14 protein-coding genes and 1 pseudogene are annotated in these 23508 nt (G+C 73.2%); 6 read left to right on the top strand and 9 right to left on the bottom strand.

The genetic code is table 11. The features are described 5' to 3' along the window. Positions 1-33 precede the first annotated feature (33 nt). From ABZW03_RS06750 to ABZW03_RS06770, 5 genes are all read right to left on the bottom strand, one after another. Positions 34-2412 (bottom strand): hypothetical protein, encoded by a 2379-nt coding sequence (locus ABZW03_RS06750; RefSeq protein WP_355253296.1) that lies wholly within the window; start codon positions 2410-2412, stop codon positions 34-36. A gap of 340 nt (positions 2413-2752) precedes the next feature. Then, entirely contained in the window at positions 2753-4006 is a 1254-nt protein-coding gene (locus tag ABZW03_RS06755) for a TIGR02679 family protein (RefSeq protein WP_355253298.1), read from the bottom strand. Beyond that, entirely contained in the window at positions 4003-8118 is a 4116-nt protein-coding gene (locus tag ABZW03_RS06760) for a TIGR02680 family protein (protein WP_355253300.1), read from the bottom strand. The genes ABZW03_RS06755 and ABZW03_RS06760 overlap by 4 nt, the downstream gene beginning before the upstream one ends. After that, entirely contained in the window at positions 8115-9389 is a 1275-nt protein-coding gene (locus ABZW03_RS06765; RefSeq protein ID WP_355253302.1) for a TIGR02678 family protein, read from the bottom strand. Before ABZW03_RS06765 ends, ABZW03_RS06760 begins: the two co-directional genes overlap by 4 nt. Then, on the bottom strand, positions 9382-10983 hold the full coding sequence (locus tag ABZW03_RS06770) for a TIGR02677 family protein (protein ID WP_355253304.1): 1602 nt from the start codon (positions 10981-10983) through the stop codon (positions 9382-9384). The genes ABZW03_RS06765 and ABZW03_RS06770 overlap by 8 nt, the downstream gene beginning before the upstream one ends. 150 nt (positions 10984-11133) lie before the next feature. Between ABZW03_RS06770 and ABZW03_RS06775 the strand changes: the two genes are divergently transcribed. Then, positions 11134-11604, top strand: a complete 471-nt coding sequence (locus tag ABZW03_RS06775) for a GreA/GreB family elongation factor (RefSeq protein WP_355253306.1) — start codon at positions 11134-11136, stop codon at positions 11602-11604. Positions 11605-11663: 59 nt separating this feature from the next. Here ABZW03_RS06775 and ABZW03_RS06780 read toward each other — a convergent pair whose 3' ends face one another. The 3 genes and pseudogenes from ABZW03_RS06780 to moaA form a co-directional block, all read right to left on the bottom strand. Then, entirely contained in the window at positions 11664-12929 is a 1266-nt protein-coding gene (locus ABZW03_RS06780; protein ID WP_355253308.1) for a molybdopterin molybdotransferase MoeA, read from the bottom strand. Continuing rightward, positions 12926-13159: pseudogene (locus ABZW03_RS06785) on the bottom strand (DUF6457 domain-containing protein); the annotation flags it as partial. The pseudogene ABZW03_RS06785 and the gene ABZW03_RS06780, both read right to left, overlap by 4 nt. A gap of 61 nt (positions 13160-13220) precedes the next feature. Further along, entirely contained in the window at positions 13221-14261 is a 1041-nt protein-coding gene (moaA, locus tag ABZW03_RS06790; RefSeq protein WP_355253310.1) for a GTP 3',8-cyclase MoaA, read from the bottom strand. 207 nt (positions 14262-14468) lie between these two features. Here moaA and ABZW03_RS06795 point away from each other — a divergent pair, with 207 nt between their 5' ends. The 5 genes from ABZW03_RS06795 (at position 14469) to ABZW03_RS06815 (ending at position 22395) form a co-directional block, all read left to right on the top strand. Beyond that, positions 14469-16835, top strand: a complete 2367-nt coding sequence (locus ABZW03_RS06795) for an FdhF/YdeP family oxidoreductase (RefSeq protein WP_355253311.1) — start codon at positions 14469-14471, stop codon at positions 16833-16835. A 15-nt stretch (positions 16836-16850) separates the two neighbouring features. Then, positions 16851-18203: an MFS transporter gene (locus ABZW03_RS06800; RefSeq protein ID WP_355253312.1), complete on the top strand. Its 1353-nt coding sequence runs from the start codon at positions 16851-16853 to the stop codon at positions 18201-18203. Continuing rightward, positions 18191-19045, top strand: a complete 855-nt coding sequence (gene fdhD / locus ABZW03_RS06805; RefSeq protein WP_355253314.1) for a formate dehydrogenase accessory sulfurtransferase FdhD — start codon at positions 18191-18193, stop codon at positions 19043-19045. The genes ABZW03_RS06800 and fdhD overlap by 13 nt, the downstream gene beginning before the upstream one ends. Beyond that, positions 19046-19963, top strand: a complete 918-nt coding sequence (locus tag ABZW03_RS06810) for a LysR family transcriptional regulator (protein WP_355253316.1) — start codon at positions 19046-19048, stop codon at positions 19961-19963. A 101-nt stretch (positions 19964-20064) separates the two neighbouring features. Beyond that, positions 20065-22395: an FdhF/YdeP family oxidoreductase gene (locus ABZW03_RS06815; RefSeq protein WP_355253318.1), complete on the top strand. Its 2331-nt coding sequence runs from the start codon at positions 20065-20067 to the stop codon at positions 22393-22395. 33 nt (positions 22396-22428) lie between these two features. Here ABZW03_RS06815 and ABZW03_RS06820 read toward each other — a convergent pair. Further along, positions 22429-23508, bottom strand: a 1080-nt coding sequence (locus tag ABZW03_RS06820) for a DUF3533 domain-containing protein (RefSeq protein ID WP_355253320.1), incomplete at its 5' end; no start/stop codon positions are given.

Genomic DNA, 23508 nt, shown 5'->3' on the forward strand with positions numbered 1-23508 from the left:
TGGTGCGAGCGCACGTACGGCGAGACTGCGCAATCAGCGGCTTCGCCTGTGCGGACGTACGTAGGTGTATCCGGCCGGCAGTTCGGCCGGGCCGGTCAACCGGAATCTCCGGTGATCAGCGTGGTAGAGCGCGCGTTGCTCGTCGGTCGCCTCGTGACCGAGATGGCCGATGCGGCGGAGGAACCCGGCCACGCCGTGCTCCTGCATCGGCCGGTCCGAAGGGATCGGCCCGCCCGGCGCCGGGCCGACGCCCGGTCGCCCGCCCCGCAACTCGACGCGATGCGGCGTGTAGCAGACAAGTTCCTCGAGCGGCCGGCCCGCCCGGGGCGGGTAGTACGTCCGGCCATCCGCACCCCGGCTGCCATGCGTGGTCGACAGTTGCCCACCGGCGAGCAGATCGGCCAGGGAGTTTTCCATCTGATGGGCAGTCACGGTGGTGCCACCCATGACCTCCTCCACAGCGGGCGGCACGTCGACACGTGCGAGCATCGCCCGCCCGAACCGGTCGAGCAGACCGAGCCGGCGGACCGCGGTCATCAGCAGGTGCGTGGCGGACCGGTCCTCCGCTTTCCCGGTGTCCCTCGACAGGCCACCCACCGCGTCCCGGGTGAGCACCTTGGGGTCGTAGCGGTGCGCGATGTGGTCGCCATCGACGGTGACGGGATGGGGCAACAGGATCGTCCGTGCGTGAACCACCCGACTTCCACGCTGCCAGGTGAACGAGAGCCAGATCCCGGGAAAGAACTCCCACGGCCAGACGACACCGGTCAATCGGACGCCCGTCTCGCTCTCGCTCACTCTCGTGTCCTGGCAGGCAGCGGCCGGCGCGACCTCCTGCCCGGCATGCTGGAGGACGAAGCGCACCGGACCGGCCGAAGTACCGGAAGTGCGGAACTCCTCCGCGAGGTGCTGAGGGAGCGGAAGGCAGTCCTCCATCAGGTGAGCCAGCCGGAGCGGCTGGACCCATTCGACCTGGCTGTCGTTCACCGAGAGGACATCCGGCGCCCCCAGGTCACTGTCGTCGGGCCACGGATCGGGGGCGGCTTCCGTCGACGACTCCGGCTCTTCGCCCCCGCTGTCCTCCGAACGCGGCTCTCGGTCCGGTTCCGACGCCGACGCGGAGGAGAGCCCCGATACCGGTCGAGGAAACGACTCGACCCAGCCCCGGCCGAGAGCGTCGTCCAACGAAAGGTCCGCCGCTGCCGTGTCGTCGGCCAGGCCCTCGTACGCGGCACGCCAGACACCTCCTCCCTGCCAACGATCGTCCAGAGTCAGTCGCACTCCCGACGGCAGCAGATCGGTGGCGTCGTCGCGTTCGCGCCGCGCATAGTCGTTCAGCACCGAGTTCGCGTGGCAGACGGCCAGCGGATAATCGGTCCCGCGGATCTGGTCCTGCCACTCCTCTCGGCTTCGCAGCACCGCGCCGATAGCCGTGTACACCGGCTTCGGCCCGCCGGATCGGGCCCGGCGTGCGCTCCTCGGAAGGGCCCGGTTCGCCGTCGACTCGGCCAGTCGCCCGAGGTCGTCACGGCCCAGCGACCCGCCGCGACTGAGCCTGCGCGCCATCGAGTCGCGGGTGAACACGTACTCGCCCCACACCCGCACCGCCTCCAGCGACGCCAGGGACTCCCGCACGGTGTCCATCAGCCCCCTGACGGCCGCCAGCAGGTCCACTTCGGTGCTACCCGGCGCCATGAGCGACGGAAGCGGCGCCGGCGCCAGTGCGCTGGTGAGTTGGTCCCGACCATGAGTGACGAGGTAGCGCGCGTAGTAGTCGGCGTCACCGAGGTCGGCGTCCGACATCGCGTAACGGGACTCGACCACAAGATGCCCGAGCTCGTCGGTTCTGCCCTGCCTCCGCAGGCGCTGCAGCCGGTTCGCCGTCGGGGCCGGGTCCTGTCCGAACGCCGCCGTGTCGAACACCAACCGCTCTCGAAGCCCAGGGGTCGCCGTCAGGTCGGCCGCGAGCCGCCCTGGTCCCTGCGCGCCGTACGGCGCCCCGGAGAGCCATGCCGGCGTCTCTCCGTAGGGTCCGAGATCCGGGTGTTCCCCCTCCTTGTAGACAATCTCCGCCGGCAGCAGGTCCCCGCCCGTCCGAATGTTGATCATCGCGCCCACCGGCAGCGCATTCACCTCGTCGCCGAGGGCGACCGAGGGGAAGTCTCCGATGTCCAGGGGCCCACCGGCGTAGCCCCCGGCGGCGATGTCGTAGCCGAAGTACACCCCGTTGAACGCCACAGCCGTGTGCACGGGAGCCGAGCGGCGCACGACCAAAGCCTCCAGGTAGCACAGGAGCCGGTTCCGCGCCCTCGCGTCGCAAGCGCCCAGACCCGAAATCATCTCCCGCGTGATCAGAGGATCGTCGTCGTACGGCCGCCACACTCGCTCATCAGCGAACTGGAGTACGGTCATGCCCGGCCGTTCTCCGTCCCGACGGCGGACGAGAGGCCTTTGACTCCACCGTGCTCGAACACGGCTGCCGTCAGCGGGTCCTCAGTGACAGATCTCGGAAGAAGTTCGGCGGCGACTCGGATCAGTGGTGCCGCAGCAGTTCGAATTGCACTGCCGCCCGAAGTGCCCATCGTTGTCCGTTCTTGGTGGTTCGTATGTCCGCCAGATGCAAGGGTGCGATTCGGACGGACGGTTCGGAACAAGTCCATTGTGACAACTACGGCTACCCGATGCGTCGTTGTTCCAGAAGAAAGCCGTGCGGACGTGCACCCGTACAACGAGGCCGGTTCGGCCGACGCAGCTACGTGACGATGCGGCCCGCCAGGTCCGCGATCAGATCGTCCAGGACCAGCTCCTCCTCGATCCGCCGGCCCGAGGCGAGGAGCTCCGATGACAGGTTCGGGTCCCAGCGCGCTTCGGTGGGGGTTCCGGTGAGGGCCGCGCTGCTGGGGTGGGCGTCGAGAGCCGCGCGGTAGTCGGCGGTCGCGTACCGCCACGGGGTCCACGGGACGTGGTCGAGCAGGCGGGTCGCGATCCGGATGCCGCCCCAGTCGAAGTCGCCGTGGTAGTGCAGGTTCCAGCCGGCCTCGGCGTAGAGCTTCAGGAGGTGCAGGGCCGCGGTGCTCGGTTGGCCCTGGAGGCAGATCAGCGGTGGACAGCCAGGGCCGAGGTGATCGGCGGCGGTCAGGACGACCGCAGGGTTCTCACAGACGTACGCCGTGCCACCCTGGGGTAGCACGGGAGCATCGCGGAGGAGTTGACGAAGCGTCAGGACAGCTGGCTGGCCGACCGCCCCGAGGGCGTCCAGGGCCCGGCCCGTGGCGGTGTCGGGGTCGCCGGGGAGGTTGAGTGCGACGACCTGCGAGGAGAGCTCGTCGAGCAGGAGACCTCCCGCCGCCCAGGTGTCGCGCCGCCCCTGGGCACCCTCGCCGGGTGGGGTGGCCGTCAGAGCCCGGACGGCGTCGAGAGTGAGGGTCGCCAGCGGCCCGTGGTCCAGGGCATGGGCACCACCGGCGTGTTCGGCTGCGAAGGCGCCGAGTGAGCGCGGCGGTGAGACGGGCAGGTGCGGCAGCAGGCCCGCGAGGCCGGCGAGCAGCGGCGCTGCCTCCTCCGGGGAACGGGCCAGGCGGCGAACGAGGCCGGTGGCGTGCAGGGCGGCGTACCAGTCGGCGAATTCAGGGCGAGCGGCCACCACCGCTGCCAGCGGGGCGAAGGCGCTGTCCCAGGCCCGGGCCAACCGGTCGGCTGTCTCCTGCCGGGGGACGACCGGTCCGGTGAGCGCGACAACCGCCTCGGCCAGGCCGTCCGGGCTGGCGCCGCTGGCACGCAGCACCTGGTCGACGGCCGCGAGTGACACCGACAGCGACCGGCCCGGCCGGAGCGCACGACCCAGGAGCCGGGACGCGGCGGCCCGTTCGGCCTCGGTGGCACCGGTGAGGGTGACCGTGCCGTCGAGCGCCCGGCCCGACTCCATCCGCCGACGCGCACGGTCGAGCAGCCAGGTGAGTTCGGGCGAGCCGATCAGGCGTTGAAGCCGGGGAACGTCCGTGCTCACGAGAACACGCTCCGCTGCCGCGGACCCGGCAGCTCCTCGCCGACCACGCGCCTGCGCTGTCGCCCGTCCCACTCCCAACGGGTGACCAGGACAGCGGCGATCTCGTCGACCCGGGAGAGCTGGGCGATCGCCAGGCCCGGCACCTGCGGGTAGCAACCCCATTCACGTTCGGAGGTCATCACCACGTCGAGGTCGAAGGCGGCAAGCAGACCGAGCGACTTGGCCCGGGAGTCGTCGTCCACCCCGGCGAACGCTTCGTCCAGGGTGACCAGACGTGGCGCGTGCGGGTTCCCGGCCGAGGCGTAGTGCGAGGAAGCGGCGGCGAACAGCGGGAGCGAGACGGAGAGCACCCGCTCGCCGCCGGAGGCCGGGCCGGTCGCGGACTGCCACTTGCCGTGCTGGTGGCGTTCGATGCCGAACTCGTGCCAGGACCGGTAGTCCAGGGCCGTGGTGAGGTGTTCCAGCCAGGTTCCGGACGGGTTGTCGGTGCGAGCCCGCTCGATCTGCGCCTGGAGGAACTCGCCGAGCGAGGCCCGGTCGGCCGTGGTCCAGGCATCGGAGGACTGACGCAGGAGGCGCTCGCGGGCTGCTGCGAGTCCTCCGGGAGCATTGCGGGCGAGCCGCCAGACGAGGCGCAGCAGCATGCCGGTACTGGTCGGGCGGTCCGTGAGCTCCCCGTTCATGCGCAGGACCTGCTGCTCGGCGGCGCTGACCAGTTCCTGGAGGGTGCCCGCGACCTCGGTGATCAGGTGGTTCTCCAGGATCTCCTGCTCCCGGGCCGAGAGCAGCTGCTGCCGGTCCGCGACCTCGGTGGTCAGGGCGGCAGCCAGTTCGGGGACCGAGCGTTCACGCCCCTGAAAGACGATGTCGACGACGATTCCCTCCTCCAGCATCCGGGCCGCCGCGGTGTGGCCGTGACGGGCGAGGGCGTCGGAGAGGTCCTTGAGCTCCTCGGTGATCCGACGCTGGACGCGTTCCCATGCCGCGTCGCCGTCGTCGACGGACTCCAGTTCGCGTTCGAGGGCCCGGGCCAGCCGGACGGCGGGCTCGGGAGCCCAGGAGTCGGCGGCGTGCTCTGCGGCCAGGTCGGGTAGGGCGACGGCCAGCAGACCGGTGGCGGCGAAGCGGCGCAGCGCGTCGATCGCCTCGGCACGGGTACGGCCGGTGTCCTCGATCTCGGTACGGACCCGGTTGCGCAGGGCGTCCGCGGCGGCGCGGCGGCCGGTGGCCTCGTTCTGCGTCTTGCGGGTGGCCCGGTCCTCGTCCTCGCAGTCCCGCAAGGCGGACTTCACTTCGCCCAGTTGGCGTTGCAGCTCGGCGACGGCGGCGCCCACGGTGGCGGCGAGCGTCTTGTGGCGCTCTCCCGCCGTCACGGCCTCGCGCGCCGCGTCCCGCGCGCGCTCGCCCAGTTCGGCGGCGTGTTCGGCGGCGCGGCCGCGATCCGCCTCCTCGGCCGCCAGCGCGGTGTGGGCGGCGCGGGTCTCCCGTACGGCGGGCCACAGGGCGGCCAGGGTCTCGCGGTAGGAACCGAGGCCGTCACGGATCTCCCGCAGGCCGGCGGCTGTGGTCGGAAGAGCGAGCTCCTCGGCCAGGCCGTGCAGTTCGGCAGTGGACTGCTCGGCAGCGACCGCTGCCCCGGCGGCCGCCCGTTCGGCCTCTCCCCGGTGCTCGGCGGCCCGGGCGTGCTCGCGATGCGCGGCCACCGCGATGGCGTGCGCACTGCGCAGGTCGGCGTCGTCCGGCAGCGCGGCCTGCTCGGCCGCCAGGGTGCGAACGTCCGCGTCCAGCTGCTTCGACCGGGCCGAGACATCGGCCAACCGCTCGTCGAGCAGCACGAGTTCAGCATCAATGGCGGCCATCCGGGCACGCCTGGCCTGCTCTCGGGCACCCTCACCGAGGTACTCGGCCGCAGGCTTGGACCAGGCCCCGGACAGCACACCGAGACGGAAGCGCCCGTCCAGGCCGATCCAGCTGCCCTGGCCGGGCGCGCCCTCGCCCGGGTGCAGCAGTCCGATGCCGGCGAGCAGCCCGGAAACCAGTTCGTCGGACAGCGCGGCCGCGGCCAGGTCGGCCCGATCCACGGCGGGGCGCAACACGGCGGCGAGTGACGGACCGCTCACCGGCGCGGCGGCTGTTGCCAGGGTGTCCCAGGTGCCGACGGCCGCCAGCGTGCCGTCCGGGGAGACCCAGGCGTCCAGCAGGCCCGACGCTTCCAAGGCAGCTTCCAGACCGGCCGCCTGATGTGCTGTCAGATCGCTTGTGAAATCGACCAGATGCCACAGCGGCGCGCCGGGGCGACCGTCCCTGGCCGCCGGCGAGCGGGTGTACGGCGCCCCCGGCCCTCGCCGCCCACCCGCCCGCAGCTCGGCCAGCTCGACCTGAAGCCGGTCGCGATGCTCGTTCACCTCCCGCTGCTCGACATCCAGCACCGCCCGACGGCGGGCCAGGTCGGCCCCCACCGAGGACGCGACCTGCTGCGCCGCCGCCCGGGACGGGTCGGGTCCGGCCAATGTCCCGCTCCACTGGCCGAGTTCGTCCAGGACGCCTTCGACACCGGCGGGGCGAAGCAGCGTGCAGGCGCCGAAGTGCGAACGGACCGCCGCGACGTAGTCCCGGCCCGCCAGAGCCGTGCCCTCCTCGGCCTCGGTCCTCAGTTCGGCCCGGCGGGCCAGGGCGCCATCCGCTTCCTCCAGCCGTCGACGGGCACGGTCCAGCTCCCGAACGGCGTCCTGCGCGGCCGCGAGGTGCTCCTCGACCAGGGCGATCGAGCGCCGACGGCGATCGGCGAGGTCGGCAGCAGCGCTCTGTACCGACTCGGGCGCCTCGCCCTCCGCCAACGGAAGGACGACCCGGTCCGCGTGCTCCCGCCCCAGCCCGGCCGCCGCCGCCGCGGCATCCGAACGTTCCAACGCGCCGTCCCGGGAGCGCTCCGCAGCCTCCGCGCGGGATCGCGCCGCACCCAACTTGGCGGCGGACCGCGCCAGTTCGCCCTCGGCCCTCTGGCGGTCGAGCTCCGCGCGGTCGGCGCCCTTCGCCGTGCGCTCGGCGAGGGACGCAGCCTGTTCCAACTCCCGGGCGCTGCGCATCTCCGGGCCGGCCCGCAGGGCTTCGTCCCTGGCCCGGAGCCCGGTTCGACGCCGGTCCAGCTCCGCCAGCCGCTCCTCGGCTCCGGCGAGCTCGGCTCCGGCCGTGTCGAAGTCCTGTTCGGCAGTGTTGAGTTCTACACGAAGCGCCTCGTACCGGGAATGCTGCACACGGGGGGCCCGGGCCTTCCGCCTGGCCGCAACCCTGGCGTAGCGGCGGTAGTGCTGGAGGAAGGCACCCGCGGCACGCTCGGCGGCCGTCATGACGGCGAGCTGTTCCTTCTCCTCGTCCAGCGAGCGGAACGCCTCCGCGACATCGGCGACCACGGCCTGGTCCATCGGAGGCAGCGATTCGGTCAGGGCCTGGGACAACGCCTTCTCGCTGGGCCGCTTGGAGAGCTGGGGCTGGCGCAGCTGGATCAGCAGATCGACCAGGGCCGCGTACCGCTGCTCGCCCAGGCCGAACAGTGCCTCGTCCACCGCCCGCCGGTACGCCCGCGCCGAGTCGTACAGCAGACCCCGTCCGTCCAGAGCCTCGGCCAGCCGCTCCCGTCCGACAGCAGCGCCGGTCGAGTCCACCAGCCGCAGCCCGGGGCCGATCCGCTGGTCGGTCACGAAGTACCAGTGGCGGGCGATGCCCCGGCCGCTGACCGCTTTCAGACCACAACCGAGTGTGATGTAGTGCGCGGTGCCGTCCTGGTCCAGACGGCCGAACTCGATCCAGGTGTAACCGAGCCGCTCGGGGTGCGGATGCTCGCCGCCGAGCAGCAGGTTCCACTCCATCCGCTTCTTCGGGTCGGCGTCCGGCTCGACCCGGTGCGAGGAGAGATCGCCGTCCAGCAGGAAAGGCAGTGTGAGGGCCAGCACTTTGGACTTGCCGGTGCCGTTGTTGCCACGCAGGAGCAACCGACCGTCACGGAAGTGGAACTCCTCCTGGTCGTAGTAGAACAGGTCGACCAACCCGACCCGAAGCGGCTGCCAGCGGGAGCGACCGGGCAACGGGAGCCGGGTCTCGACAGTGGTGTTCATCGGTTCCTCGCGCTCTTCGTTCGGCCTGCCGTCGTCTTCGCGTACTTCCGGGGAGCACTCTGACCGGGTTCCAGGAGCACTGCCTCTCCGACCCGGTAGCGGTCCAGGGCGGGTCTGGGCCGTACCAGAGCGGCGCCGTCCGGGCCTACCGCGTGTTCCAGCAGCCCGAGCGCGATCAGCCGCTCGACGGCCTGGTCGGCCAGCTCGGCCTCGGCGCCGGGGGTGGTCGCGCTGCGCCGCCAGAAACCGGCGTGCTGCACCGCCCAGCCCGCCACCTGCCGGTGCAGGTCGGCCACCAGGACCGGACCGCCCCGGTCGGCGAGGTACTCGGCCACGAGCAGCGCCACGTGGCCGTCGGTGCCCGACTCCGGCATCCGCAGATCCGTCAGGTCGTCGTCCGGGTCGACCATCGCCAACCCTTCCGCCCTCACCTCCGCCACCAGACTGGTGAGTTCGCCGATGCGCCTGGTCAGCGCGCTGCGCTGCGAGGTGAGGTAGGCACTCTCGTTGTCGGTCAACCCTTCCAGGTACACCACGGGGTCGTCCAACAGCCGCCGGGTCAGGCCGTGTCTCAGCGAGCGGTTGCGCAGCTCGTCGCTGTCCGGCAGCACTTCGGCGTTGAGTTCGGCGAGCCGCTCCTCGAAACCGTGCGCACGCACGGTGCTCGGGCCGCGCCGGGAGACCAGCAGGACGGCGAGCACTCGGCGGTCCACGTCGTACAGGGCGTCTCCGGCCGATTTCAGGAAGGCCTCCTCGTCGCCCGCGACTTTGCTCAGCACGCCCCATTCCAGGAGCAGCCGGATCACGGCCACCAGGTCGGTGCGCTGTTCCCGGTCCGCGAGGGTGAATCGGACACCTGCGGCGTCGAGCTCCGGATCCGCGGCCGCCAGCACCACCTCCTCGGCCAATCGTCCCAGCGCGACCTGCTGTTCGGCGCGCTCCAGCACCGCCAGACACAAGCACACCAGGACGTAGCGGCGCCGCGAGAACGGCAGCCCGGTGCGCTGGTCCCTGGCCGGATGCGTCGGATCGTCGGCCCGACCCGGAATGCGGCGCAGCCGGGCCACCTCGGAGTCCACCAGGAGCGCCCACCCGGTGTTCCGCTCGAACCAGGCGCGCAGTTCCGCCGCGTGTTGTCGCACCAGTCGGAAGTCGTCGGCATGGGAACCGCCCGCGCGCAGCAGCGGGCGGCGCAGCAGCGCCCGCGCCGCCCGCCGCACCTCTGCTGCACGCTGTGCGGCGAGGGCGTCCCCGAGACGGTCGTCAGTCATGGTCGGCCCCCACCGGCTCGGCTCGTGCCAGGTCAACGATCTCGACCAGGTGCTCCGGGCCCCACAGCACGCCGTCGAGGGTCCTGATCTCGGCGATCCCGCCACCGGGCATCCTGGTCAGTCTGATCTCCATCGTGCCGTCATTGGTGGTGGCGGAGACGGACGCCGTACCCGGACGCCAGGCCGACAGCGCGTCCCCCAGTAGCAGCAGAAAGAGCCGGAACGCCTCGCGGTCGAGCACGTCCAGGTCGCTGAGCCGCACCTCGCCGTGGGTCGCCAGCAGGGCGCGGACGGCCGCCGTCTGCTCGGCCTGCTTGCTGGCCAGCTCCGCCAGGTACGCCTTGGCCTCACTACGGTCCTGTACTGACGCGCGGCGGCCACGGCGCTCGTACGAGCCGGTGCGGCGCAACTGCGGACTGATCCGGACGCCCGGCGCATCACGCCAGGCCGCAGAAGCCGGCACGGGAGCGGTGTCACGCTCGGCCAGAGCTTCGTGATCGATCGTGAGGTGTCTGGCCGAGTAGAGTCCGAAAGCCGAGCGCCACAGGCGGTGCCGGTCGTCGTCACCGGGCGCCTCGGCGAACCACCGGGCGAGTTCACGGAAGTCCGCCGAACGGTCCGATCGGCCCGCCCTGCGTTCGTTCAACGCCCTTACAACAGCGAGCAGTTGGGGAATCGCCTGGCGGGCCGCCGAGCGAAGCAACTTGGCCTGGGAATTGCGGCCCGGCACGCTGAGGAACCAGGCCCGCAGCCCGTCCCATCGGCCGAGCCAGCGCCGCTCCGCCGCCGCGAGCGCTTCGGCCACCACGTCCGGCGCGGCGTCCGCGGCCTCGCGCTCGACGGCCACGCGCAGCAGCGGCGCGATCCGCCCGTCCAAGGGGGTGCCGAGGTCCTCCAGCAATCCGGCGATCTCCGCACCCCGGGTCACCAGGTCCTCGATGAACCGCTCCAGGTAGTCGATCAGCCGCTGCTTGTATGCGAGGAACACCTCGACCTCGGCCTCGTGCAGATCGACCGTCCGCTGGAGCGAGTTCATGAACGCGCGGGCATTGTCGGCCAGCCCCGAGAAACGGTCCACCAGGGCGAGCAGCGCCAGGTGCGTCACAGCCGGATCCGGCTCCGCCCGGCCGGCCAGTGCCAACAGCGCCCGCAACTGCAGGGCGATGTCACCGAGGGCGACCGCCTGGAGCTCGCCGCGCCGGCCGAGCGCCTCGTCATAGGCACCCAGAGCTTCCTCCGCAGCCTCTCCGGCGCGCGTCAGCTGATAGATGTGCCGGGGCCGGTAGAAATCCTCCAGCGCGGTCACCCGACCGGTGTCCGGATCGGCCCGCAGATTCCCCCACTTGGCCAGTCGTCCCAGCGCCACGGCGACCGCGTCCAGGGACGGACGCTCCTCCGGCACCAGGCCGAGGTGGACGTCCTCCGGGCGGAGGTGAACGGTGAACTCCTGCTTGGCGCGGACGAAGACTCCCATCACCTGCCGGTAGAGCTCGCAGTTGTCGGTGGTGAGGTGCTCGAACGGCCGGTACCGCTCGTCGACTCGGCCCGGGTCGCCGACCGGCAGGCTCGAACTCAGGTGGTCGGCGCTGGTCATGGGCGTCATTGTGCCCGACGACTGTGTCCACTCGAACCAGTTCACCGAAGTCGGGCCGATCTCCGGTGAAGTTGCCCTGGACGCGGAGGGGTGGGGTAATGGGAGGCGGCCGGTGTTCGAGTGTGGGACGAGCAGCCCCGGGAGCTTGGGATGAGCGGTGGGCCGGAACCGATCAGTGCCGAGGGCCTGCGTGCGGTGCAGGAGGAGTTGGCGCAGCTGCGGGCGGAGCGGGGGGAGGTGGCCGCGACGCTGCGCGGGGTGGAGCCGGTGGGGGACCGGGCGGATGCGGCGGACGAGTTGCAGCGGGCGTCGGAGGTGACCCGGCTGGACCGGCGGATCGCCGAGTTGGAGGCGCGGCTGCGGGAGGCCGAGGCGGCCGGGGAGCCGTCCCGGCGGGTGGTGGGGATCGGGTCGACGGTGACCGTGCGGTTCGGCGACGGCGCGGAGGAGACCGTCGAGATCTCGGAGTTGGCGGAGGAGCGGGACCTCACCCTGGTGACCTTCGACAGCCCGCTCGGGAAGGCGCTGCTCGGGCGGCACCCCGGGGAGACGGTGCACTACGACACCCCGGCCGGTGCGGCCAGTGCGGTCGTGCTCTCGGTGGGACGGGATGGGGAGTAGGGGCGGGATAGAGAGTAGGCGGGATAGGGAGAAGGGGCAGGGTAAGGAGAAGGGGCGGGTCAGGGGGTGGCCAGGACTTCGGTGGGGGCGCCGGCCGGGAGGCCGCCCGGGGGGACGGCGGCGAGGCCGTCGGCGAGGGCCAGGCCGCGCAGCATCGCCGGGCCGTCGTAGGCGACCGGTACGGCCCCGGCGGCGGTCAGCCAAACGGGCAGGAGCCGGGTGGAGCGCGGGTGGCCCGGGAGGGCGGTGGCGGCCGGGACGGCCCGGCCCGCCGCGCCGTCGGGGTGGCCGCCGAGGCGGCGCAGCAGCGGGGCGGCCAGGGTGACGGTGCCGGCCACGGCGGCCAGCGGGTTGCCGGGCAGGCCGACCAGGTGGCGGGCGCGGCCGGTGGCGGCCGGCGGGAGTTCGGCGAGCAGCATCGGGTGGCCGGGGCGGACGGCGACGGAGTCGACCAGCAGCCGGGCGCCGGTGGCGGCCAGGGCGCGGTGCAGGTGGTCCGCCGGGCCGGCGGCGGTGCTGCCGGTGGTGAGCAGGACGTCGGCGGTGCGGGCGGTAAGCGCCGCCGCCAGCGCGTCCGGGTCGTCGGGCACCCGGTGGACGGCGGTCACCTCGGCGCCGCAGCGGTGCAGCCAGGGCGGTAGCAGCGGGCCCAGGGCGTCCCGTACCCGCCCGTCCCCGGGCACCCCGGAGGACAGCAACTCGTCGCCCAGTAGCAGGAGTTCGACGGTCGGGCGGCGGTGGACGGCGAGCCGGTCGCAGCCGGCGGCGGCGGCCAGGCCGAGGACGGCGGGCGTCACGGTGGCACCGGCCGGCAGCAGCGGTTCGCCGGTGCGGCACTCCTGGCCGCGCGGGCGGATGTCCTGGCCGGGTGGGACTACGGACGGTGAGGCGGGGGACGGTGGGACTACGGACGGTGCGCCGGCGGCCGGTGCGCCGGCGGCCGGCGGGGCGGTGCGCAGCATGCGGCCCGCCGCCTCGCCGTGCTCGCGGCGCAGGACGGCGCTCGCGCCGGGCGGCACCTGGGCGCCGGTGGCGATCGGCACGGCGGTGCCGGGGGCCAGCGGTACGGGCCGCGCACCGGCCAGGACGCGGTCGGCGAGCAGCCGCCACGGCCCGGGGCCGGCCACCGCCCAGCCGTCCATCGCCGAGGTGTCGAAGGCCGGCAGGTCGGTGAGCGCGGTCAGCGGCTCGGCGAGAGCGTGGCCGAGGGCCTCGGCCAGGGGACTGCGCACGGCGGGCAGCGGCGACCCGGCGGCCTTGCGGGCGACGGCCCGGGCCTGTTCCCAGGAGAGTTCCGACGAGGTCGGACCGGTGGACGCGCTCATCGCACGCCGCCCCGCCGCTCGACCAGCGCCGCCACCCGCGCGCTCGCCGCGCTGACCGCCGCCGGTCCCCCGCCCGCCCGACCACCCGCCCGACCGGCTGCTTCGCATCCCGCCGCGTAGCCGACCAGGAAGGCGGTCAACGGCGCTGCGGGGCGGGCGACTTCGTGCGCGACCACCCTGGTCAGATCGAGCAGCTCGGCGACATCGACCTCCAGGTCGATGCCGAGTTCCGCCGTCACCTCGGCGATCCACGTCTTCATCGGGCTCTCCTCTCCGAGTGATGGCACGTACTCAGCCGCCGATGGCGGACATCGGGCGCTCGGGCCGGACGAACTCCGCGCTGCCGATGGCGTGCCCGGGCCCCTTGCCCGCCAGCGCGACCCGCCAGGCCGCCTCGATCGCCGCGTCGTCCGCCCCGCCGCGCAGCAGCGCCCGCAGGTCCGACTCCTCGGTCGCGAACAGGCAGGTGCGCAGCTGCCCGTCGGCCGTGAGCCGCACCCGGTCGCAGCCCCCGCAGAAGGGGCGCGTCACGGAGGCGATCACGCCCACGACCGCGTCCGTGCCGGCGATCCGCCACTCCTCCGCCGGGGCGTTGCCGTCGCGGCCGACGGGGACCAGGTCGAACCGCTCCCCCAGCACCGCCAGGATCTCGGCGGCGCTCACCATCGCGGACCGGTCCCACGCCCCCTGCGCGTCCAGCGGCATGGACTCGATGAACCGCATCCGGTACCCGTGCCCGGCCGCGAACTCGACCAGGTCCACGAGTTCGTCGTCGTTGACCCCGCGCACCGGCACCGCGTTCACCTTCACCGGCCCCAGCCCGGCCGCCTTCGCCGCCGCCAGCCCCGCCAGCACGTCCGCCAGCCGGTCCCGCCGGGTGATCGCCGCGAAGCGCTCCGGGCGCAGCGTGTCCAGGCTGACGTTCACCCGCCCGAGCCCCGCCTCCCGCAGCCCGGCCGCCGTCCGCGCCAGCCCGATCCCGTTCGTCGTCAGCGACAACTCCACGTCCAGAGCGGCGAGTCGTGCCACCAGCCCGACCAGCCCGCGGCGCAGCAGCGGCTCCCCGCCGGTCAGCCGCACCGAGCGCACCCCCAGCCGCTCCACCGCGATCCGCACCAGCCGCACCACCTCGTCGTCCGTCAGCACCTCGGCCCGCGCGAGCCACGCCAAGCCCTCGGCCGGCATGCAGTACGTGCAGCGCAGGTTGCAGCGGTCGGTCAGCGAGACCCGCAGGTCGGTGTGGACCCGGCCGAACCGGTCCACCAGCGGGCGCGAGGGGGCCCTTCGCGGCGCAGCCGTCCGAAGCGGGGTGATCCGAGGCGAGGTATTCATCGCCGTCCATCCTCGGAAAACCGCACCGGACCGTCAAAGCGGAATTCCCGATCGCCCGATCGGAGACATCTATCAAAGATATCCGCCAAGTCCCCGATAGGAGCCGCCTATCAGCTCACAGGAATCACCTCTTTGACGCGCCCGGGCAAAAGATCCGACACTGGGAACCCGATATCCCGGAAACCCGGAAAAGGGGCAGAGCCGAGCATGAGCACCATGGACGACCCGGTCGACGACCTCTCCGTCACTCCGCCGAAGACCTGGGCGACCGGCGTCCCCGCCGTCACCCACGCCCTGGAGTACGCGCTCTCCCAGACCTCGCCGCGCCGCACCGCGCTCACCCTGCTGAACATCAACCAGGCGAAGGGCTTCGACTGCCCCGGCTGCGCCTGGCCGGAGCCGGCGCCGGGAAAGCGGCACCTCAACGAATACTGCGAGAACGGCGCCAAGCACATCGCCGACGAGGCCACCTCCCGCCGGGTCACCGCCGAATTCTTCCGCGAGCATTCCGTCGCCGAACTCGCCGGGAAATCCGACTACTGGCTCAATCAGCAGGGCCGGCTCACCGAGCCGATGGTCAAGCGCCCGGGCGCGACCCACTACGAGCCGGTCGGCTGGGACGAGGCGCTCGGACTGATCGCCGACGAGCTCCGGCGGATCGACCCCGACGAGGCGCTGTTCTACACCTCGGGCCGGCTGAACAACGAGGCGGCCTTCCTGCTCCAGCTGTTCGCCCGCGCGTACGGCACCAACAACCTGCCCGACTGCTCCAACCTGTGCCACGAGTCCAGCGGCCACGCGCTCCAGGAGACGCTGGGCATCGGCAAGGGCAGCGTCTCGCTGGACGACATCCACCACGCGGACCTGGTGTTCGTGGTGGGCCAGAACCCGGGCACCAACCACCCCCGGATGCTCTCCGCCCTGGAGGAGACCAAGCGCAACGGCGGCAAGGTCGTCGCCGTCAACACCCTCCCCGAGGCCGGCCTGATCCGCTTCAAGCACCCGCAGAAGCCGCGCGGGGTGATCGGCCGGGGGACGGCGATCGCCGACGAGTTCCTGCACATCCGGGCCGGCGGCGACCTCGCGCTGTTCCAGGCCCTCAACCGGCTGCTGCTGGAGGCCGAGGACGCGGCGCCGGGCACCGTGCTCGACCACGACTACATCGCCCGCCACACCACCGGCTTCCCGGAGTTCGCCGAACACGCCCGCACCACCGACTGGGACGACGTGCTCGCCGCCACCGGCCTGGCCCGCGCCGAGATCGAGCGGGTGCACCGGCTCGTGCTCGGCAGCCGCAGCGTGATCGTCTGCTGGGCGATGGGCCTGACCCAGCACAAGCACGGCGTTCCGACCATCCGCGAGATCGTCAACTTCCTCCTCCTGCGCGGCAATCTGGGCAAGCCGGGCGCCGGCGTCTGCCCGGTGCGCGGGCACAGCAACGTGCAGGGCGACCGGACGATGGGCGTCTGGGAGCAGATGCCGCAGTCCTTCCTGGACGCGCTGGAGCGGGAGTTCGGCTTCACCCCGCCGCCGGAGCACGGCCTCGACGCGGTGGACTCCATCCGCGCGATGCGCGACGGCCGGGCCAAGGTCTTCGTCGGCGTCGCGGGCAACTTCGTCCGGGCCACCCCCGACAGCGAGGTCACCGAACAGGCCATGCGGCGCTGCCGGTTGACCGCGCACGTCTCCACCAAGCTGAACCGCTCGCACACGGTGTGCGGCGAGACCGCGCTGATCCTGCCGACGCTCGGCCGCAGCGACCGCGACATGCAGGCCGGCGGCCTGCAGTTCTACACGGTCGAGGACTCGATGAGCGAGGTGCACGCCTCCCGCGGCAAGCTGCCGCCGGCCTCGCCGCACCTGCTCTCCGAGGTCGCCATCGTCTCCCGGCTGGCCCGGCTGACCCTCGGAGCCCGTCCGGCGATCCCGTGGGAGCGGTTCGAGCAGGACTACGGCAGCATCCGGGACCGGATCGCCCGGGTCGTGCCCGGCTTCGAGGACTTCAACGCCCGGGTGGCCGTGCCCGGCGGCTTCCGGCTGCCCAACCCGGTCAACGAGGGCGTCTTCCCCACCCCGAGCGGCAAGGCGGTGTTCACGTGCAACGAGTTCACCATGCCGCGGATCCCGGCGGGCCACCTGCTGCTCCAGACCCTGCGCTCGCACGACCAGTGGAACACCGTCCCGTACGCGCTGGACGACCGCTACCGGGGCATCCACCACGCCCGCCGGGTGGTGCTGGTCAACCCCGAGGACCTCGCCGACCTCGGCCTGGCCGACCGCGACCGGGTGGACCTGGTCGGGGTCTGGCAGGACGGCCCGGAGCGCCGCGCCGAGGGCTTCACCGTCGTCGCGTACCCGACCACGCGCGGCTCGGCGGCGGCGTACTACCCGGAGACCAACGTCCTGGTCCCGCTCGACAGCGTGGCCGACCACAGCAACACGCCCACCTCGAAGGCGGTGCTGGTCCGCCTGGAGCCCGCCCCGGAGGCCGTCACGGCCCCGGAAGCCCCGGAGGCCCTGGCAACCCCAGCGGCCCAGGAAGCCCCGACCACCGCCCCGGCCCCGGCGGTCTGAGGGAAGCAGCAGCCGATGCCCCCGTCCCCCACCGCCCGCTGGCTCCCGGCGGCCGCCGCCGTCGCCGTCGCCGCCTGGGGCGCCAACCAGTTCACCGCGCTGGCCACCGTCTACCGGGCGCGCACCGACTGGTCGGCGCTCTCGCTGGCCGCGATGTTCTCGGTCTACCTGGTCGGCCTGGTGCCCGGCCTGCTGCTGGGCGCCCCCGCCGCCGAGCGGTACGGCCGGCGGCGGACGGTGCGCGGCGCACTCGGCCTGTCCGCCGCCGCCAGCCTCCTGCTGGCACTGCCGGACGAGCCGTCCGTGTACGCCGCCCGGCTGGCCACCGGCTTCGCGGCCGGGCTGGTCTTCCTGGCCGGGACGACCTGGCTGCGCGAGCTGTCCGGGCCCGCCGTCCCGCCCGAGCAGGCGGCCCGCCGGGCGATGTACGCCACCGGTACGGGCTTCGCGGCGGGCGCGCTGGCCTCCGGGGTGATCGCCGAGTGGCTGCCCGGCCCGACGGTGCTGCCCGCGCTCGCCCACGCCCTGGGCTGCCTGCTGGTCCTGCGGGCCACCCGCGGGCTCCCGGAGACCCCCCGGAGCCGCCACCGCCCGCCGCCGCACCGCACGGCGGCCGTCCGCCACCCCCGGTTCCGCTACGTCGTCCTGCCCGCCAGCCCGGCCGTGCTCGGCGCCGCCACCGTGGCGTACGTGGTGCTGCCGCCGCTGGTCGCCGACCGGGTGCCCGGCTACGCGCCGCTGTTCAGCGGCCTGGTCGCGGCGCTGACCCTGGCCGCGGGCGTGGTCGCCCAGCCCTTCGCCGCCCGGCTGGACGACGCGGGCAGCGCCCGGGCCACCCTCACCGCGATGGCCACCGTGATCGCCGGGCTGCTGCTCGGCGCCCTCGCCGCCGACCGCGACTCGGTGGGCCTGGTGGTGGCCGCCGCCCTCGTCCTCGGCACCGGGTACGGGCTGACGCTCGGCGCCGGGCTGCACGAGGTGGAACGGCTCACCCCGCGCTCCTCCGGGCCGACCTCCGCCTCGCTCTACCAGAGCACCACCTCCAGCGGCTTCCTCACCCCGCTGCTGCTGGCCGGCACCGCCGGCCACGCCTCCTACCCGGCGCTGCTGGCGGGCATGGCGGCCGTCGGCCTGCTCTGCCTGGCCGTCACCGCCGCGCACAGCCGCCGCCACCTGCCCGCCGGGGAGCACCCGGCACCCCGGACGCGCGAGGATGCAGGGGGTGCGGACGACGCGGACGGCCCGAAGGGCCCGGACGACGCGGAGGACACACGCGAAAGCACCGCCGTAGAGTCCACACCGACCGGACCGACACCACCGAGGGCCGGACCGACACCACCGAGGAGCCGACGACCATGGGCCGAGTGACCGTCCCCCGCAGAGTGCTGCGCCTGCGCCAGGGCGCGCCCTCGTACCGCCCCGACACCCTGGCCGCCGAGGAGCCGATGGAGATCCGGGTCGGCGGGCGCCCGCTGACGGTGACCATGCGCACCCCCGGCCACGACTTCGACCTGGCGGCCGGCTTCCTGGTCAGCGAGGGCGCGGTGCACGCCGCCGGACAGGTGGCCGGCATCCGCTACTGCGCCGGCGCCACCGCCGACGGCGGCAACACCTACAACGTGGTGGACGTCCTGCTCGCCCCCGGCGTGCCCGCCCCCGACGCCTCGCTGGAGCGCAACTTCTACACCACCTCCTCCTGCGGCCTGTGCGGCAAGGCCAGCCTGGACGCGGTGCGCACCACCGCGCCGTGGAGCGTCGCCGAGGACGGGCTGCGCGTCACCCCCGCGCTGCTCTCCGCGCTGCCCGAGCGGCTGCGCGCCGCCCAGAAGGTCTTCGACAGCACCGGCGGCCTGCACGCGGCCGGGCTGTTCGACGCCGACGGGCGGCTGCTCTGCCTGCGCGAGGACGTCGGCCGGCACAACGCCGTGGACAAGGTGGTCGGCCACGCCCTGCGGGAGGGCCTGCTGCCGGCCCGCGGCACCGTGCTGATGGTCAGCGGCCGGGCCTCCTTCGAGCTGGTGCAGAAGGCCGTGATGGCGGGCATCCCGGTGCTCGCGGCGGTCTCCGCGCCGTCCTCGCTGGCCGTGGACCTCGCCGAGGAGAGCGGGCTGACCCTGGTCGGCTTCCTGCGCGGCGACTCGATGAACGTCTACACCCGCACCGACCGCGTCGACACGACCGCCGCGGCCGCCGCCACCGGGGCCGAGTAGATGCTCTTCCGCCAGCTCGAGTACCTCGTCGCGCTCGCCCGCGAGCGCCACTTCGCCCGCGCCGCCCAGGCCTGCCACGTCTCCCAGCCCGCCCTCTCCGAGGCGCTGCGCAAGCTGGAGGACGAGCTGAAGGTGCTGCTGGTGCGGCGCGGCCGCACGTACGAGGGCCTGACCCCCGAGGGCGAGCGGATCGTGCTCTGGGCCCAGCGCATCCTGGCTGACCGGGACGCCCTGCGGGACGAGGTGGACGCGCTGCGCACCGGCCTGGGCGGACGGCTGCGGATCGGCTCGGTGCCGACCGCCTCGGGCGCCGTCTCGCTGCTCACCGGGCCGTTCTGCGCCGCCCATCCGCTGGCCGCCGTGGAGCTGTCCACCGATCTGCGCTCCGAGGAACTCCTGCGCCAGGTACGGAACTTCGAGATCGACGCGGGCATCACCTACCTGCCCGGGCCGGGCGCCGACGACCTGCGCACGCTCCCGCTCTACGAGGAGCGGTACGTCCTGCTGACCGGTCCGGCCGACGAGCTGGCCCGGCACCCGCGGGCGACCTGGGAGGAGGCCTCGCGGCTGCCGCTGTGCCTGCTGCACCCGGGCATGCAGGGCCGCCGGGTGCTGGACGAGGTGTTCGCCGGCCTCGGGCTGGAGCCGACGCCCCGGGTCGAGACGGACTCGGTGGCCTCGCTCTTCGCCCACGTCCGCACCGGCCACTGGGCGAGCATCGTGCCGTACGCCTGGCTGCACGTGTTCGGCGTGCCGCACGGGATGCAGGCCGTCCCGCTGGCGGAGCCGGCGCACAGCGCGCCGATCGGGCTGGTGATCGCCGCCCGGGAGCCCGGCTCGGTGATGGCCCGGGCGCTGCTGGAGGTCGCCCGGCGCACCGAGGTGGCCGCCGTCCTGGGCAGCCTGCCGGCCGGGTGACCGCGATGCGTCCGCCCTCCCGACGCGCGGGGCCGGTCCGCCCGACGTAGCCTCGACCCAACGCCGGGTGTCCGACCCCCGTGCGACGGAAGGCGACCACCGTGACCACCTCCGACGACGCCGTCACCACGCCCCCGCGGGAACCGCAGCAGCCGCCGGAGGAGGTCGGCCCCTCCCCCGCCGGCCCGCCCCGCGCCGAGCCGTACCACCACCCGGCCGCCGGCTGGGGCGCCGCCAAGAGCGTCACCCGCTTCCTGGTCCGCGAGGGCGCGTACCTGGACGGGCCGCGCGCGGTGATGCGGATGAACCACGAGCGGACCGGCTTCGACTGCCCCGGCTGCGCCTGGCCCGACGACACCAAGGGCCTGCACCTGGACATCTGCGAGAACGGCATCAAGCACGTCACCTGGGAGATGACCCGCAAGCGGGTCGGCCGGGAGTTCTTCGCCGCCCACACGGTGACCGAGCTGAACGGGTGGAGCGACTTCGAGCTGGAGGACCAGGGCCGGCTCACCGAGCCGATGGTCTACGACCCGGCCACCGACCACTACGTCCCGATCAGCTGGAAGGACGCCTTCGAGCTGGTCGGCCGCACCCTGCGCGGGCTGGACGACCCGAACCGGGCCGCGTTCTACACCTCCGGCCGGCTCGGCAACGAGGCGACCTTCCTGTACCAGCTGCTGGCCCGCGAGCTGGGCACCAACAACCTGCCCGACTGCTCCAACATGTGCCACGAGGCCAGCGGCCGGGCGCTGCAGGCCGCGCTCGGCACCGGGAAGGGGACGGTCGACCTCAAGGACTGGGAGGTCACCGACGCGCTGTTCATCCTGGGCGTCAACGCGGCCTCCAACGCGCCCCGGATGCTCACCTCGCTCGCCGAGGCGTACAAGCGCGGCGCGCAGATCGTGCACGTCAACCCGCTGGTCGAGGCGGCGGCGACCCGGACGATCATCCCGCACGACTTCACCGACATGGCGCTGAACCGGTCCACCCGCACCAGCACCCTGAACCTCCAGCCGCGGATCGGCGGCGACATGGCGCTGCTGCGCGGCATGGCGAAGGCGATCCTGGAGCAGTCCGCGACCGACGAGCGGGCACTGGACCGGCTGTTCATCGACCGCCACACCTCCGGCTTCGAGGCCTACCGCGCCGTCTGCGAGTCCACGCCCTGGGAGGAGATCGAGCGGCAGAGCGGGCTGGACCGGGCGGACGTCCTCAAGGCGGCCCGGATCTACCGGGAGGCGGACCGCTCGATCTTCAGCTGGTGCCTGGGCGTCACCCAGCACGAGCACGGCGTGGACACCGTCCGCGAGATCGTCAACCTGCTGCTGCTGCGCGGCAACCTGGGGCGCGAGGGGGCCGGCCCCTCCCCGGTGCGCGGGCACAGCAACGTCCAGGGCAACCGCACCTGCGGCATCGACCACCGGCCCACCACCGGGTTCCTGGACCGGCTCGCCGAGGTGTGCGGGATCGAGCCGCCGCGCGAGCACGGGCTGGACACCGTCAACACGATCGAGGCGATGCGGCGCGGCGAGGTCACGGTGTTCGTCGGCATGGGCGGCAACTTCGCGCTCGCCGCGCCGGACACCCCGTACACCTACGGCGCCCTGGAGTCCTGCGAGCTGACCGTCCAGGTGAGCACCAAGCTCAACCGCAGCCACCTGGTGCACGGGCGGGCGGCGCTGATCCTGCCCTGCCTGGGGCGGACCGAGAAGGACCACCAGCGGGCCGGGGTGCAGTCCACCTCGGTCGAGGACTCGATGAGCATGGTGCACCTGTCGGTCGGCATGAAGCGCCCGGCCTCGCCGCACCTGCTCTCCGAGCCCGCGATCGTCGCCGGGATGGCCCGCGCGGCGCTGCCGGACAGCCCCACCCCGTGGGAGTGGTACATCGAGGACTACGACCGGATCCGCGACACCATGGCCAAGGTCTTGGACGGCTTCGAGGACTTCAACCGCCGGGTGCGGCTCCCGCTGGGCTTCCGGATCAAGCAGCCGGCCCGCGAGCTGGTCTTCGACACCCGCTCCGGCAAGGCCGAGTTCTCCACCGCCCCGCTGCCCGACGTCGTCCCCGAGCCGGGCACCCTGGCGCTGGGCACGATGCGCTCGCACGACCAGTGGAACACCACCATCTACTCGGACAACGACCGCTACCGGGGCATCCGGAACCTGCGCACCCTGGTCTTCATGAACCGGGACGACATGCGCGAGCGCGGCCTGGCCGAGTTCGACCCGGTGGACGTCACCAGCACCGCCCGGGACGGCAGCACCCGCTCGGTGCACGGCTTCCTGGCCGTCCCGTACGACATCCCGCGCGGCTGCGCGGCCGGGTACATGCCGGAGCTGAACGTGCTGTGCGCGATCGGCGACTACAGCACCCAGAGCGACCAGCCGATCATGAAGCACCTGAAGGTGACGATCACCCGGTCGTGACCGCTCCCCGGGATCGGACGCCTCGGCCGGGATTCAGTCGGACGGCTGGGGCGTCCAGCGGTGCAGGCCCTTGCGGTCGTAGTAGCGGGTCATCCCGAAGCCGAACAGCAGGGCCAGCGCCGAGCCGATGCCGATCATGATCCAGCCGCGGGTCAGCCCGGCGTCGGCCCGGGCGTCGAAGAAGAGGATCGCCCGGATGCCGTCGCTGAGCTGGCGCATCGGCTCGAAGACGCTCAGGAAGCGGTAGAAGCCGGGCACCGCCTGGAGCGGGACGGTGGCGCCGGAGGAGGGCAGCGCCAGCGCGATGAAGACGAACATCGACACCAGCTGCCCGATCCCGCCGAACGCGGCGTTGATCGCCTGCACCCCGAGGCCCACGGCGAGGCTCGCGCAGTAGGCGAAGATCCACAGCAGCGCCTGGTGCGGGGCGTCCATCCCGAGGATGCCGACCGAGCAGAGCAGCACCAGCGAGGTGGTGAGCAGCATGATCCCGGCCGTCATGACCATCTTGAGCAGCAGGGTCTGGGTGCGGTTGATCGGGACGGTCGGGCGGCGGGTGTGCCAGGGGCCGATCTCGCTGTCGCTGTAGCCGAGCGCGCCGTCGACGCCGCTGTGGATGATGTTGGCGCCGATGAAACCGGTCAGCACGGCCAGCAGGGTGTAGTAGAAGGCGCTCAGGCCGAGCCCGCTGTGGCCGCCGATCGGGTGCCCGACCTGGGTGGTGACGGCGATCGGGTCGGCGAGCAGCAGCCGCGCGGTGGCGCCGGTGTCCGGGCCCGGGGCGCCGGAGGCGGGGACGGCGGCCAGCAGCTGCTTGCCGACCGCCAGCGAGGCCTGACGGGCGGCGTTCTGGGCGATCTGCGCGGCGAACGAGGAGCCGAGGCTGCCCATGCCGGGGTTGGTGAGCACCGTCACCGCCGGCCGTTCGGTGGCGCCGCCGGCGGCCAGCGCGGTGACGTCGGCGCTGAAGCCCTTCGGGACGACCAGCGCGCCGTAGACCTTGCCGGCGGCGAGCTGCTCGCGCAGCCCGGCCGCGTCCGTCCGCCGCCACTCGACGGTGCTGCCGGGGGTGCCGGCCACAACCGCGGCGGCCTGCCGGACGCCGAGCGGCTC

Origin of the sequence: Kitasatospora sp. NPDC004799, from assembly GCF_040609095.1 — a bacterium.
In the GTDB taxonomy this organism is placed as follows: domain Bacteria; phylum Actinomycetota; class Actinomycetes; order Streptomycetales; family Streptomycetaceae; genus Kitasatospora.

What these genes read in the sequence shown, in the direction of transcription:
- ABZW03_RS06750 (WP_355253296.1), bottom strand. Translation starts at nt 2,412, where the DNA reads ATGACCGTACTCCAGTTCGCTGATGAGCGAGTGTGGCGGCCGTACGAC.
- moaA (WP_355253310.1), bottom strand. Translation starts at nt 14,261, where the DNA reads ATGAATACCTCGCCTCGGATCACCCCGCTTCGGACGGCTGCGCCGCGA.
- ABZW03_RS06810 (WP_355253316.1), top strand. Translation starts at nt 19,046, where the DNA reads ATGCTCTTCCGCCAGCTCGAGTACCTCGTCGCGCTCGCCCGCGAGCGC.
- ABZW03_RS06780 (WP_355253308.1), bottom strand. Translation starts at nt 12,929, where the DNA reads ATGAGCGCGTCCACCGGTCCGACCTCGTCGGAACTCTCCTGGGAACAG.
- ABZW03_RS06795 (WP_355253311.1), top strand. Translation starts at nt 14,469, where the DNA reads ATGAGCACCATGGACGACCCGGTCGACGACCTCTCCGTCACTCCGCCG.
- ABZW03_RS06770 (WP_355253304.1), bottom strand. Translation starts at nt 10,983, where the DNA reads ATGACCAGCGCCGACCACCTGAGTTCGAGCCTGCCGGTCGGCGACCCG.
- ABZW03_RS06765 (WP_355253302.1), bottom strand. Translation starts at nt 9,389, where the DNA reads ATGACTGACGACCGTCTCGGGGACGCCCTCGCCGCACAGCGTGCAGCA.
- ABZW03_RS06800 (WP_355253312.1), top strand. Translation starts at nt 16,851, where the DNA reads ATGCCCCCGTCCCCCACCGCCCGCTGGCTCCCGGCGGCCGCCGCCGTC.
- ABZW03_RS06775 (WP_355253306.1), top strand. Translation starts at nt 11,134, where the DNA reads ATGAGCGGTGGGCCGGAACCGATCAGTGCCGAGGGCCTGCGTGCGGTG.
- ABZW03_RS06760 (WP_355253300.1), bottom strand. Translation starts at nt 8,118, where the DNA reads ATGAACACCACTGTCGAGACCCGGCTCCCGTTGCCCGGTCGCTCCCGC.
- fdhD (WP_355253314.1), top strand. Translation starts at nt 18,191, where the DNA reads ATGGGCCGAGTGACCGTCCCCCGCAGAGTGCTGCGCCTGCGCCAGGGC.